The organism is Streptomyces toyocaensis (assembly GCF_000725125.1).
Lineage (GTDB): Bacteria > Actinomycetota > Actinomycetes > Streptomycetales > Streptomycetaceae > Streptomyces > Streptomyces toyocaensis.
The window spans coordinates 10,883-24,574 of sequence record NZ_JFCB01000048.1 but is presented as its reverse complement, the minus strand read 5'-3'; the positions used below and the strand labels follow the sequence as shown (position 1 = coordinate 24,574).

At 71.7% G+C, this 13,692-nt stretch carries 10 protein-coding genes; 9 read left to right on the top strand and 1 reads right to left on the bottom strand.

All coding sequences use genetic code 11. The annotated features are described in order from the left end of the window. Positions 1–35: 35 nt before the first annotated feature. Entirely contained in the window at positions 36–1,838 is a 1,803-nt protein-coding gene (locus BU52_RS30840; protein ID WP_037940782.1) for a glycoside hydrolase family 15 protein, read from the bottom strand. A gap of 460 nt (positions 1,839–2,298) precedes the next feature. Here BU52_RS30840 and BU52_RS30835 point away from each other — a divergent pair, with 460 nt between their 5' ends. The 9 genes from BU52_RS30835 (at position 2,299) to BU52_RS30795 (ending at position 13,672) form a co-directional block, all read left to right on the top strand. Then, positions 2,299–3,966, top strand: a complete 1,668-nt coding sequence (locus tag BU52_RS30835; protein ID WP_037940760.1) for a CTP synthase — start codon at positions 2,299–2,301, stop codon at positions 3,964–3,966. Between the two features lie 110 nt (positions 3,967–4,076). After that, positions 4,077–4,703 (top strand): NUDIX domain-containing protein, encoded by a 627-nt coding sequence (locus BU52_RS30830; RefSeq protein WP_037940757.1) that lies wholly within the window; start codon positions 4,077–4,079, stop codon positions 4,701–4,703. Between the two features lie 250 nt (positions 4,704–4,953). Then, entirely contained in the window at positions 4,954–7,011 is a 2,058-nt protein-coding gene (locus tag BU52_RS30825) for a tetratricopeptide repeat protein (protein WP_037940755.1), read from the top strand. 135 nt (positions 7,012–7,146) lie between these two features. Further along, a complete protein-coding gene (gene ald / locus BU52_RS30820; protein WP_037940752.1) occupies positions 7,147–8,271 on the top strand; it encodes an alanine dehydrogenase in 1,125 nt (374 codons plus the stop codon). A gap of 412 nt (positions 8,272–8,683) precedes the next feature. Next, a complete protein-coding gene (locus BU52_RS30815; RefSeq protein WP_078903536.1) occupies positions 8,684–9,820 on the top strand; it encodes a ParA family protein in 1,137 nt (378 codons plus the stop codon). Continuing rightward, positions 9,805–10,356, top strand: a complete 552-nt coding sequence (locus BU52_RS30810) for a hypothetical protein (RefSeq protein WP_078903535.1) — start codon at positions 9,805–9,807, stop codon at positions 10,354–10,356. Before BU52_RS30815 ends, BU52_RS30810 begins: the two co-directional genes overlap by 16 nt. Positions 10,357–10,713: 357 nt before the next feature. Continuing rightward, positions 10,714–11,976, top strand: a complete 1,263-nt coding sequence (locus BU52_RS37045; RefSeq protein WP_407702081.1) for a segregation and condensation protein A — start codon at positions 10,714–10,716, stop codon at positions 11,974–11,976. Next, positions 11,973–12,632 (top strand): SMC-Scp complex subunit ScpB, encoded by a 660-nt coding sequence (gene scpB, locus BU52_RS30800; protein WP_037940746.1) that lies wholly within the window; start codon positions 11,973–11,975, stop codon positions 12,630–12,632. Before BU52_RS37045 ends, scpB begins: the two co-directional genes overlap by 4 nt. Further along, entirely contained in the window at positions 12,632–13,672 is a 1,041-nt protein-coding gene (locus tag BU52_RS30795; RefSeq protein ID WP_037940744.1) for a pseudouridine synthase, read from the top strand. The genes scpB and BU52_RS30795 overlap by 1 nt, the downstream gene beginning before the upstream one ends. Positions 13,673–13,692 lie beyond the last annotated feature (20 nt).

Sequence of the window (13,692 nt, the reverse complement as noted above, 5' to 3'; positions counted from 1 at the left end):
GGGCGTCTGCCCACTGCCGGGGCGGGCTCCGTGTGTCAGCCTCCGTATGCTCCGCTTGCCGTCAGGCGGAGGGCCGTGTCGATGAGGGGGACGTGGCTGAAGGCCTGCGGGAAGTTGCCGACCTGGCGCTTCAGACGCGGGTCCCACTCCTCGGCCAGCAGCCCGAGGTCGTTGCGCAGGGCGAGCAGCCTCTCGAAGAGCTTCCTCGCCTCGTCCACGCGGCCGATCATCGCCAGGTCGTCGGCCATCCAGAACGAGCAGGCCAGGAACGCGCCCTCGTCGCCCGGCAGGCCGTCGACGCCCTCGTGCCGGCCCTCGGTCGGGTAGCGCAGGATGAAGCCGTCGGAGGTGGACAGCTCCCGCTGGATCGCCTCGACGGTGCCGATCACGCGCTTGTCGTCCGGCGGCAGGAAGCCCACCTGCGGGATCAGCAGCAAGGAGGCGTCCAGCTCCCTGGAGCCGTAGGACTGGGTGAAGGTGTTGCGTTCCTTGTCGTAGCCCTTCTCGCACACGTCCCGGTGGATGTCGTCGCGCAGCTGCTTCCACTCCTCCAGCGGGCCGTCGGCGTCGCCGGACTCGATGAGCTTGATGGTGCGGTCGACCGCGACCCAGGCCATCACCTTGGAGTGCACGAAGTGGCGGCGCGGGCCGCGTACCTCCCAGATGCCCTCGTCCGGTTCCTGCCAGTGCTTCTCCAGGTACCGGATCAGCTTCAGCTGGAGCAGCGAGGCGTAGTCGTTGCGGGCCAGGCCCGTCATGTGGGCGAGGTGCAGGGCCTCGGTGACCTCGCCGTACACGTCCAGCTGGAGCTGGTGCGCGGCGCCGTTGCCGACCCGGACCGGGGCGGAGTTCTCGTAGCCGGGCAGCCAGTCCAGCTCCGCCTCGCCGAGCTCCCGCTCACCTGCGATGCCGTACATGATCTGCAGGTTCTCCGGGTCGCCCGCGACCGCGCGCAGCAGCCACTCGCGCCAGGCGCGGGCCTCCTCGCGGTAGCCGGTGCGCAGCAGCGACGACAGGGTGATCGCCGCGTCCCGCAGCCAGGTGTAGCGGTAGTCCCAGTTGCGGACGCCGCCGATGTCCTCGGGCAGGGAGGTGGTGGGCGCGGCGACGATGCCGCCGGTCGGGGCGTAGGTGAGCGCCTTCAGCGTGATCAGGGAGCGGATCACGGCCTCGCGGTAGGGGCCGTGGTACGTACAGTGCTCGACCCACTCGCGCCAGAAGTCCTCCGTCGCCTGCAGCGACTGCTCGGGCTCCGGCAGCGGCGGGGGCTGCTTGTGCGACGGCTCCCACGAGATCGTGAACGCGATCCGTTCGCCCGGCCCGACCGTGAAGTCCGAGTACGTGGTCAGCGACTCGCCGTAGGTCTCCGCGGACGTGTCGAACCACACGGAGTCCGGTCCGGCGACGGCGACCGTGCGCCCCTCGTGCCGGTGCACCCACGGGACCACCCTGCCGTAGGAGAAACGCATCCGGAGCACCGAGCGCATGGGCACGCGGCCCGAGACGCCCTCCACGATGCGGATCAGCTGCGGGGCGCCGTCGCGCGGGGGCATGAAATCCGTCACCCGGACCGTGCCGCGCTGCGTGTCCCACTCCGATTCCAGGACCAGGGAGTCACCGCGGTAGCCGCGCCGGGTGGCGCTGGGCGGTTCGGCGTCGGCGGCGTGCGCGGGACCCAGCCGCCAGAAGCCGTGTTCCTCGGTGCCCAGCAGGCCGGCGAAGACGGCGTGCGAGTCGAAGCGGGGCAGACACAGCCAGTCCACCGTGCCGTCCCGGCAGACCAGCGCCGCTGTCTGCATGTCTCCGATGAGTGCGTAGTCCTCGATGCGCCCGGCCACGTGCATCTCCAGTCGAACGGCCACGTCACCCCGCGAGGGGGCTGTCGCTAGTGCGGTCAGGGGGTTTTTGCTATGCGTCGTTGAGCTGTGAAGCAAAGCAGTCGCTCAGCCGTGATGCAAAGCGCCAATTGTTGCTCAACGAACTGACGAGCTCACGTTGTTCCGGAACTGACGGGCGGGGGTGGTGCCGTACGGCCGGCCGGGCTCGGCAGCGAGTGTCCGAGCAGGATACGACGCACGTAGATGATCTGTGTGCCGCTCGCGACAACACGGGTCCGCCGGACGAGTGACCAAGGGGTGAGGGTCCGGTGCGCGGTGCATGCACCGTGCAGGCGCGTGTGCGGAGCGTGGTCGTGAGCCGCCGCCGCGCGGCGCTGATACGCTGGTAGCCCGTGGACCGGTGGGCGAGAACCCCGGAACCGCACCCACAGACCGCGACCACGGGAGCCCCCTCTTGGCCATGCCGCCCGCTGCTTTTCGAAACAGCACAGCTTCGACGACCAAGCACATCTTCGTCACCGGGGGTGTCGCCTCCTCGCTCGGCAAGGGGCTGACCGCCTCCAGCCTGGGCATGCTGCTCAAGGCCCGGGGTCTGCGCGTCGTGATGCAGAAGCTCGACCCGTACCTCAACGTCGATCCCGGCACGATGAACCCCTTCCAGCACGGTGAGGTCTTCGTCACGAACGACGGTGCCGAGACCGACCTGGACATCGGCCACTACGAGCGGTTCCTCGACCGCGACCTGGACGGCTCCGCCAACGTCACGACGGGCCAGGTGTACTCGACCGTCATCGCCAAGGAGCGGCGCGGCGAGTACCTGGGCGACACCGTGCAGGTCATCCCGCACATCACCAACGAGATCAAGCACCGGATCCGCCGGATGGCGACCGACGAGGTCGACGTGGTGATCACCGAGGTCGGCGGCACGGTCGGCGACATCGAGTCGCTGCCGTTCCTGGAGACCGTGCGCCAGGTGCGGCACGAGGTCGGCCGCGACAACGTGTTCGTGGTCCACATCTCTCTCCTGCCCTACATCGGCCCCTCGGGTGAGCTCAAGACGAAGCCGACCCAGCACTCGGTCGCGGCGCTGCGCAACATCGGTATCCAGCCGGACGCGATCGTGCTGCGCTGCGACCGCGAGGTGCCCACCGCGATCAAGCGGAAGATCTCGCTGATGTGCGACGTCGACGAGGCCGCCGTCGTCGCCTGCCCCGACGCCCGCTCGATCTACGACATCCCGAAGACCGTGCACGGCGAGGGCCTGGACGCCTACGTCGTCCGCAAGCTGGACCTGCCCTTCCGGGACGTGGACTGGACGACCTGGGACGACCTGCTCGACCGGGTCCACAACCCCGACCACGAGATCACCCTCGCCCTGGTCGGCAAGTACATCGACCTGCCCGACGCCTATCTGTCGGTCACCGAGGCGCTGCGCGCCGGAGGCTTCGCCAACAAGGCCCGCGTGAAGATCAAGTGGGTCACCTCGGACGACTGCAAGACCCCGGCCGACGCGCAGGCGCAGCTCGGTGACGTCGACGGCATCTGCATCCCGGGCGGCTTCGGCGACCGCGGCGTGCTCGGCAAGGTCGGCGCGATCAAGTTCGCCCGCGAGAACCGCATCCCGCTGCTGGGCCTCTGCCTCGGCCTGCAGTGCATCGTGATCGAGGCCGCGCGCAGCCTCGCGGACATCTCCGACGCCAACTCCACCGAGTTCGACCCGGCCACCTCCCACCCGGTCATCTCCACCATGGCCGAACAGCTCGACATCGTGGCGGGTGAGGGCGACATGGGCGGCACCATGCGGCTCGGCATGTACCCGGCCAAGCTGGCCGAGGGCTCGATCGTGCGCGAGGTGTACGACGGCAAGGAGTACGTCGAGGAGCGCCACCGGCACCGCTACGAGGTGAACAACGCCTACCGCGCGGAGCTGGAGAAGAAGGCGGGCATCGTGTTCTCCGGCACGTCTCCGGACGGCAAGCTCGTCGAGTACGTCGAGTACCCGCGTGAGGTCCACCCCTACCTGGTCGCGACCCAGGCGCACCCGGAGCTGCGCTCGCGTCCGACGCGTCCGCACCCGCTCTTCGCGGGCCTGGTGAAGGCCGCGGTCGAGCGGAAGATCTCCGAGTAGCACGCCCAGTTGTACGGTGGCCGGGGTGCGCACCTTCAAAAGGTGCGCACCCCGGCCGCTTTTTTCACGCAGGGCACGCGCACGACCGCTGGACGTCGGGAAGGACAGGCATGACGATCAAGGACACCCCGGAAGAGTGGGAGATCCGCGGGACCGGGACCCCGTTCACGGGCAACAAGACCTCCGTCCGCACCGACGACGTGGTCATGCCCGACGGCACCGTGGTCCACCGCGACTACCAGGTCCACCCCGGGTCCGTGGCCGTCCTCGCCCTCGACGACGCCGACCGGGTCGTGGTGCTGCGCCAGTACCGGCACCCGGTGCGCCAGAAACTGTGGGAGATCCCGGCCGGGCTGCTCGACGTCGCCGGCGAGAACCCGCTGCACGCCGCGCAGCGGGAGCTGTACGAGGAGGCGCACGTCAAGGCGGAGGACTGGCGTGTGCTGACCGACGTCTACACCACGCCCGGCGGCTGCGACGAGGCCGTACGGATCTTCCTCGCGCGCGGGCTGTCGGAGGCCGAGGGGGACCGCTTCGAGGTCGAGCACGAGGAGGCCGACATGGAGCTGGCCCGGATCCCGGTCCAGGAACTGGTGCGTGGGGTGCTGGCCGGTGAGCTGCACAACAACTGCCTCGTGGTGGGCGTCCTCTCGCTCGTCGCCGCGCGGACCGGTGACGGCCTGGACGCGCTGCGCCCGGCCCAGGCGCCGTGGCCGGCGCGGCCGTTCGAGGCCTGACGCCGACGGGACCGCCGTGATCGCGGCCCGGTGTCCGCGGCTTCGCGGGGGCCGGGCCGCGCGGCATTCCGCGTCCTCTCACCGGCGTTGCCGAGCCGTCAGTCCTACGATCTGTTGATCCGATCGGGGGAGTCTTGCACCCGGTGCCGCGCTCCTCACGGAACGTCGCAGAGCGTGAACTAGGCTCTGGAAAACGCCCGATCCGGGGACCCGGCGGGCTTGCGCGTGCTGTGGGACGGGAGTGTGGCCCGTGACGGATCAGGCAGTGGACCCGGACGGTGTGCGGCTCCCTCGGGACGCTGCCCCGGAAGGTCGATTCCTGGGCCGTACGAGGGAGTTGAAGGAGCTGCGCGCCGACATCGAGCGCGCGGGCCTGGACACCCTCTCCGGCCGCAAGGCCCCCCGCGCGCGCGTACTGCTCATCGCGGGGCGCCCCGGATCCGGCCGGACGGCCCTCGCCGAGGAACTCGTGCGCCAGGTCGCCGACCGCTACCCCGGCGGGGTACTGCGCACCCGCCTCAGCGAACCCGACGGGACGCGCGTGCCGGTCGGGCGCGCCGCGCGCGAGCTGCTCGACGCGCTGGAGACGCCCGCCCCGGCCGGAGCCCCCGAGGACGATCTCACCGCGGCGCTGCGCACCGCCCTGGCCGAGCGCCGCACGGTGCTCCTGCTGGACGACGCGGCCGACGCCGAGCAGGTCGACGCACTGCTCCCGGACAACCCCGACTGTCTGGCCGTCACCGTCTCCTCGGGGCCGCTCACCGGCATCGCCGACGTCCGCCCCTGCACCCTCGGCGGCCTCGACACCAAATCCGGGGTGGAACTGCTGTCCCGGTTCACCGGAGCGGTGCGCATCACGGTCGACCCCCGGGCCGCCGAGCGGCTCGCCGAACTGTGCCAGGGCCAGCCCGCCGCGCTGGTGCTCGCCGGGGGCTGGCTCGCCGCCCGGCCCAAGGCGGCCGTCGCCGACCTGGCCAAGCAGTTGCACACCGACGCCGGCCGGGGCGCCGTCGTCGGCCGTGTCGTCCGGCTGGTGCACGACTCGCTGCCCGCGACCGCCGCCCGGACGCTGCGTCTGCTCAGCCTCGCTCCGGGAGGCCTGGCCGACGCCCACACCGCCGCCGCGCTCGCCGGCTGCTCGGTGGAGGCCGCCGACGCCACCCTGGAGGACCTGGCCGTCCACGGCCTGTTGCATTCGGTGGGCTCCTCCCACCCGCAGTACCGGGTGCCCTGCTGCCTGCACCCCCTGCTGCACGACCTCGCGCGGACCCACGAGCGGCCCGCCGAGCTCCAGCTGGCACGCGCCCGCATGCTGGAGCGGACCGTGCGGCTGCTCCAGTCGTGCAGGGCGATCACCGAGACCGACAGCCCCCAGGCACGCGAGAAGCTCCTCGGCATGCCGCGCGCCCTGCGCTTCCCCAGTCCCCGGGCGGCCGCCGACTGGCTGCGGCTGCGCAGGCCCGCCCTGCTGGCCGCCGCCCGGCTCGCGGTCGCGGACGGGGAGCTGGACACCCTGGCCCGGCGGCTGATGTCCCAGCTGGTGCGCGCCCTCGTCGCCCACTTCGGCACCCAGGCGGCCGCGAGCGACCTGTACGACATCCACGGCCTGGTCCTCGACGTCGCCGGGCGCCGCGAACTGCCCCGGGAGCGGGCGGCGGCCCTGCTGAACCTCGGCGACCTCGACGCCCACACCGGCCGCACGGCCGACGCCCTGGCACGCTACCGGGCCGCGCTGGACGCGGGACGCGAGGCGAACGACCCGTACGCGACCGGCCGCGCGATGGAATCCGTGGGCGGGGCGTACCTGGAGCTCGGGGACTACGACCGGGCCGCGGACTGGTTCGGCCGGGCGCTGACCGAGCGGCTCGCCCGCGGGGAGCGGCCCGAGGCGGCACGGCTCCACGGCCGGATCGGCGCCGCCCACACCTACGCCGGCCGCTACGGCGAGGCCCTGCGCAACTGGCGTGCGGCCGTCGCCGGGCACCGCCGGTGCGGGGACGTGGCCGCCCGGGCGCGGGCCCTGAGCGAACTGGCGCGGGTGCAGGAGTACGCGGGCCGGTTCGACGAGTCGCTGCGCACCTGCCGGGAGGCCGTGGAGTGGGCCCGGCGGGCCGAGGACACCCGGTTGCAGGCGGCGTTGCACCTGCGGCTCGCCGACTCCTTCGAGCACCTGGGCGACCCCGCGTCGGCCGCGCTGCACCGCGGCACGGCCGAGTCGATGCTGGCCGAAGAGGCCCCGGAAGACGACTCCGAGGCGGAACACGGCGATAACGCCTGCGAAATCCGCAGCGTATCCACGGAAGATTGATGCAATGGAAGGCTAGACAGCGGGAACGCCTTCATTAAACTGGCTCTGCCGCACCTTCTTCTGCGGTCTCTCCCGGTGTGCCCGTGCATGCCCGGGTATGTGTAGTGATATCCCCTACCCTCTGAGCCAAGGACCGTGATCGACGTGAAGGTCGGCATCCCCCGCGAGGTCAAGAACAACGAGTTCCGGGTGGCCATCACCCCCGCCGGTGTGCACGAGCTCGTGCGCCACGGCCACCAGGTCGTCATCGAGCGCGGCGCCGGCGCCGGCTCCTCGATCCCGGACGGCGAGTACATCGCCGCGGGCGGGCAGATCCTGGACACCGCCGACGAGGTCTGGGCCGCCGCCGACCTGCTGCTGAAGGTCAAGGAGCCCATCGCGGAGGAGTACCACCGCCTGCGCAAGGACCAGACCCTCTTCACCTACCTGCACCTCGCCGCGTCCCGGGAGTGCACGGACGCCCTCCTGGAGTCCGGCACCACCGCGATCGCCTACGAGACCGTCGAGCTGCCCAGCCGCGCGTTGCCGCTGCTGGCCCCGATGTCCGAGGTCGCGGGCCGGCTGTCCACCCAGGTCGGCGCCTACCACCTGATGCGCGCCCACGGCGGCCGCGGCGTCCTCCCCGGGGGCGTCCCCGGCGTGCTGGCCGGCAAGGCCGTCGTCATCGGCGGCGGCGTCTCCGGCTGGAACGCCGCGCAGATCGCCATCGGCATGGGCTTCCACGTGACCCTGCTCGACAAGGACATCAACAAGCTCAGGGAAGCCGACAAGGTCTTCGGTACGAAGATCCAGACCGTCGTCTCCAACGCCTTCGAGCTGGAGAAGGCCTGCCTGGAGGCCGACCTCGTGATCGGCGCCGTGCTGGTCCCCGGCGCCAAGGCCCCCAAGCTGGTCACCAACGAGCTGGTCTCACGGATGAAGGCCGGAAGTGTCCTTGTCGACATCGCGATCGACCAGGGCGGCTGCTTCGAGGACTCCCACCCGACCACGCACGCCGAGCCGACCTTCAAGGTCCACGAGTCGGTCTTCTACTGCGTGGCCAACATGCCCGGCGCGGTGCCCAACACCTCCACCTACGCGCTGACCAACGCCACGCTGCCGTACATCGTGGAACTCGCCAACCGTGGCTGGGTGGACGCGCTGCGCCGTGACCCCGCGCTCGCCAAGGGCCTCAACACGCATGACGGCAAGGTCGTTTACAAGGAGGTCGCCGAGGCGCACGGGCTGGAGCACGTCGAGCTCGCCTCGCTGCTCGGCTGAGCCGCCCGGACGGTAAGTCGACCAAGTCACCGATCCGCAAAGGCGATACGTCAACACGGGTCGTCAACGACGGGCACCCGGCCGGACCTTGCACGACAAGGTCCGGCCGGATGTGTGTATGGTCACTTCCGGATTCCGGGACAACTCGCCTCGAACGTAACCCTTCTACCGATTCGCACACCCACGAAACCTGCCGTGCGACGGCAGTACGCCCTTGACAGAGGGGTGTTTCATTGCCGACACATCGGGTCGGGTCCGGCGGATTGTGTTGCTGCGGACGGCCGACACGCCATAGAGTCGCCAATCGTCGGCATGGTGCCACGCTGACCTGTCTAGAAGTTTCCTGGTCACCAAGGAGGTAAGACGACTTGTGAATGAGTCGACATTTACTCCCGGGGGTGGTCAACCAGGAATGCCTGCGCCGGGCCAGGGGTCCGCGGGATTCGCTGCTGTCGGCTCCGTCGCTGTGCGCACCTTCGCAGTCCACCAGAGTCACCGGACGCCAGGGGTGACTCACCCAGCACACCAGAGCATGGATGGCCATCACGTGAACGCCATGGCCGGCGACGGAAGTGGCGCGCCCCACAACCATCTCGCCGACTACGACGAACTGCCCGAGGGGCACTTCTACGATCCCGACGCCGAGTACGAGCCGGATCCCGAGTACGCGGCCACGCTCGCGCCCGACGCGGCGCGCCAGCGCCGCGAGCGCATCGGTCCGACCGGACGCCCGCTGCCGTACTTCCCGATCCCGGGCCCGCTGACCGACCACGGCCCCGCGAAGATCATCGCGATGTGCAACCAGAAGGGCGGCGTCGGCAAGACCACGTCGACCATCAACCTGGGTGCCGCGCTCGCGGAGTACGGACGCCGGGTGCTGCTCGTCGACTTCGACCCGCAGGGCGCGCTGTCGGTCGGTCTCGGCGTCAACCCGATGGAACTCGACCTCACCGTCTACAACCTGCTCATGGAGCGGGGCATGGCGGCCGACGAGGTGCTGCTGAAGACCGCCGTCCCCAACATGGACCTGCTGCCCAGCAACATCGACCTGTCGGCGGCCGAGGTGCAGCTGGTGAGCGAGGTCGCGCGCGAGTCCACGCTGCAGCGGGCGCTGAAGCCGCTGATGGACGACTACGACTACATCGTGATCGACTGCCAGCCCTCGCTCGGCCTGCTCACGGTGAACGCGCTGACCGCCGCGCACAAGGTGATCGTGCCGCTGGAGTGCGAGTTCTTCGCGCTGCGCGGTGTGGCGCTGCTGACCGAGACGATCGAGAAGGTCCAGGAGCGGCTCAACCCCGACCTGGAGCTCGACGGCATCCTCGCCACCATGTACGACTCGCGCACGGTGCACAGCCGTGAGGTGCTCGCGCGGGTGGTCGAGGCGTTCGACGACCACGTCTACCACACGGTCATCGGGCGCACGGTCCGCTTCCCGGAGACCACGGTCGCCGGTGAGCCGATCACCACGTACGCCTCCAACTCCGTCGGTGCCGCCGCCTACCGCCAGCTCGCCAGGGAGGTGCTCGCCCGGTGTCACGCCGAGTGAGTCTGCCGGGGGCCGACGAACTCTTCCGTACGACAGGGGGAACGGCGCTCCAGGCGTCCACTCCCCGGCGCGCAGGCGGCGACGCCCGCGTTCCCGCTCCCGCGGGGGAGGGCGACGCGGCGGCGGCCGCGCAGGAGGACGCGCCGCAGTCGGTGCCCGCGCAGGGCGGCGACGGCGAGGGCGCGGAGCATGCGGCGGCGGACGCGGAGCCGGACGGGGCCGGTGAGTCCCGCAGCCGGGGCGCGACGGGCCCCGGGCGGCGTCAGGCGCCGCAGGAGGGCGCGGCCCCGCGCAAGCGGGGACGGGCGGCGGCACGCCGGCCAAGCGGCCGGGAACGGCACGACGAGAAGATCACCGTGTACGTGTCCGCCGAGGAACTGATGGACCTCGAGCACGCGCGTCTCGTCCTGCGCGGCGAGCACGGTCTCGCCGTCGACCGCGGCCGGATCGTCCGTGAGGCGGTCGCCGTGGTCCTCGCCGACCTGGAGAGCCGAGGGGACGCCAGCATCCTCGTACGACGCCTCCGCGGACGGTAGCGGTAGCCTGCGGAGGCCATGACCTCGAACGACGCACCCGACCCCGTCCCCGGCGACCGGCCCCCGCGCCGCCGCGCCCTGGGCCGGGGGCCGGGCGCGTGCCCGCCGGCATCCGCGCCCGGGGAGGGCGCCGGCGCGCGGGCGCTCACGGAGCCCTCGCCGCCGGAGGCCCGCGCGAGCGGCCCCGGGGAGCCCGCCCCCTCGCCCGGGACGGCCGGGGAAGCGGCGGAGACCGGGCTTCCCGCTGCGGCGCCTCCGTCAGGGCGGTCGGCCGCGTTCCCGCTGGACGGAGCCGCCCGGTCGGGGGAGCCGGTCCCGGCGGCGCCCGCCTCCTCGCCCGGGACGGTCGGGGAAGCGTTGGAGACCGGGTTTCTCGCTGCGGCGCCTCCGTCAGGGCGGTCGGCCGCGTACCCGCAGGACGGAGCCGCCCGGCCGGGGGAGCCGGTCCCGGCGGCGCCCGCCTCCTCGCCCGGGACGGTCGGGGAAGCGGCGGAGACCGGGCTTCCCGCTGCGGCCGAACCGGCGGCGACGCCGCGGGACGGAGCCGCTGGGTCGGGTGGGCGGGAGGATCCCACGCGTGTCCCTGCGGCCGCCGAGCCGGTCGTGACGCCGGAAGGAGCCGCGCGAGCCGGAGGGGCGGTCGCGGCCCCCGTGGACGAGGCGGCGGCCGGGCACGTCGTCGCGCCGCGCGCACGGGAGGCGGGCGGGGAAACCGTCCCGGCCGGCGGGCCGGAGGGCGGGGCCGGTGCACATGGACCCGCGGGGGTGTCCGGGGACGGTGCTCCGGACGGCGGCGCCGCCGGCGACGACAGTGGCCGGTTCAAGGTGCGGCTGGCGAACTTCGAGGGCCCGTTCGACCTGCTGCTCCAGCTGATCGCCAAGCACAAGCTGGACGTGACCGAGGTCGCCCTGTCCAGGGTGACCGACGAGTTCATGGCGTACATCCGCGCCCTGGGGCCGGACTGGGACCTGGACGAGACGACCGAGTTCCTCGTCGTGGCCGCCACGCTGCTCGACCTCAAGGCCGCGCGGCTGCTCCCCGCCGCCGAGGTGGAGGACGAGGCCGACCTCGCCCTGCTGGAGGCCCGCGACCTGCTGTTCGCGCGGCTGCTGCAGTACCGCGCGTACAAGCGGATCGCCGACATCCTCGACCGGCGGCTGCAGGACGAGGGCCGGCGGTATCCGCGTACGGTGGGGCTGGAACCGCAGCACGCCGAGCTGCTGCCCGAGGTCGTCATCAGCATCGGCGCCGAGGGCTTCGCCAGGCTCGCCGTCAAGGCGATGCAGCCCCGGCCCAAGCCGCAGGTGTACGTCGACCACATCCACGCACCGCTGGTCAGCGTGCAGGAACAGGCCGGGATCGTCGTCGCGCGCCTCAGGGAGCTGGGCGAGGCCACCTTCCGCGCGCTCGTCGAGGACACGGACGACACGCTGACCGTCGTGGCACGGTTCCTCGCCCTCCTGGAGCTGTACCGCGAGAAGGCCGTCGCCCTCGACCAGGAGAGCGCCCTCGGCGAGCTGACCGTGCGCTGGACCGGCGGGGACGGCGAGGCCCAGCCGACGGTCACCGACGAGTTCGACCGGCCGCCCGAGCAGCCACAGGAGGAGAGGAAGCCGTGAGCGAGGAGACGACCGGGACCCCCGCCGGGCTCGTCGCGGACCTCGGCCTGAGGCCCGCCCTGGAGGCGGTCCTCATGGTCGTGGACGAACCCGCGACCGAGGAGCACCTGGCGAAGATCCTGGAGCGCCCGCGACGCCAGGTCGCGGACGCGCTGCGCGAGCTGGCCGACGAGTACACCGCCCAGGGCCGCGGCTTCGAGCTGCGCCTCGTCGCGGGCGGCTGGCGCTTCTACACCCGCCCCGAGTACGCCGCCGCCGTCGAGCGCTTCGTCCTGGACGGCCAGCAGGCCCGGCTCACCCAGGCCGCGCTGGAGACCCTCGCGGTCGTCGCCTACCGTCAGCCGGTCAGCCGCAGCCGCGTCTCAGCGGTGCGCGGAGTGAACTGCGACGGTGTGATGCGCACCCTCCTCCAACGCGGTCTGATCGAGGAGGCGGGCACGGAACCCGAAACAGGTGCGATCCTGTACACGACGACGAACTACTTCCTGGAGCGGATGGGCCTGCGCGGTCTGGACGAGCTCCCGGAGCTCGCGCCCTTCCTCCCGGAGGCGGAGGCGATCGAGGCCGAGACACAGGAAGGCGTACCGTCGTTCGATCCGGACGCCCCGGAGCCGGACGACGGTCCCCCGACGAACACGACGACGACGGAATTCTGATGCGAAGCAGCGGCAGCGGTAAGAGCGGCGGACGCGGTAACCACCGCGGCGCCGGCAACAACAGGGACCAGAAGCAGGGGCAGGGCCGCCCCCGCAAGCCCCGCCCCGAGGAGCGCCGCTACGACGTGGGCCCCGCGGGGACCAAGGAGGGCCCGAAGTCCGGGCGTGGCGGTGCCAAACCGTCGTCCCGGAGCGGCGGCGGCCGTACCGCCCCCGGACGTTCGCGCGAGTACGAGACGCGGATGGAGGAGCGCAACCGCGACCGGTACGCGGGCAAGAAGGACGTGAAGCTCCCGAAGACCTTCCCCGGTGCCGAGCAGGAGGGCGAGCGGCTGCAGAAGGTGCTCGCGCGGGCGGGCTACGGATCCCGGCGTGCCTGTGAGGAACTGATCGAGCAGGCGCGGGTCGAGGTCAACGGCGAGATCGTCCTCGAGCAGGGCCGCCGGGTCGACCCGGAGAAGGACGAGGTCAAGGTCGACGGCCTGACGGTGGCCACGCAGTCGTACCAGTTCTTCGCGCTGAACAAGCCCGCCGGTGTCGTGTCGACCATGGAGGACCCTGAGGGGCGCCAGTGCCTCGGCGACTACGTCACCAACCGCGAGACCCGGCTCTTCCACGTCGGGCGGCTCGACACCGAGACCGAGGGCGTCATCCTGCTCACCAACCACGGCGAGCTGTCGCACCGGCTGACCCACCCCAAGTACGGCGTGAAGAAGACCTACCTCGCGCACATCGTGGGGCCCATCCCGCGTGACCTGGGCAAGAAGCTCAAGGACGGCATCCAGCTCGACGACGGCTACGCGCGCGCGGACCACTTCCGGGTCGTGGAGCAGACCGGCAAGAACTACCTCGTCGAGGTGACCCTGCACGAGGGCCGCAAGCACATCGTGCGCCGCATGCTCGCGGAAGCCGGGTTCCCGGTGGACAAGCTGGTGCGCACCGCCTTCGGACCGATCACCCTGGGCGACCAGAAGTCGGGCTGGCTGCGGCGGCTGTCCAACACCGAGGTCGGGATGCTGATGCAGGAGGTCGACCTCTAGGGGCCGCGCTCCGAAGAGGG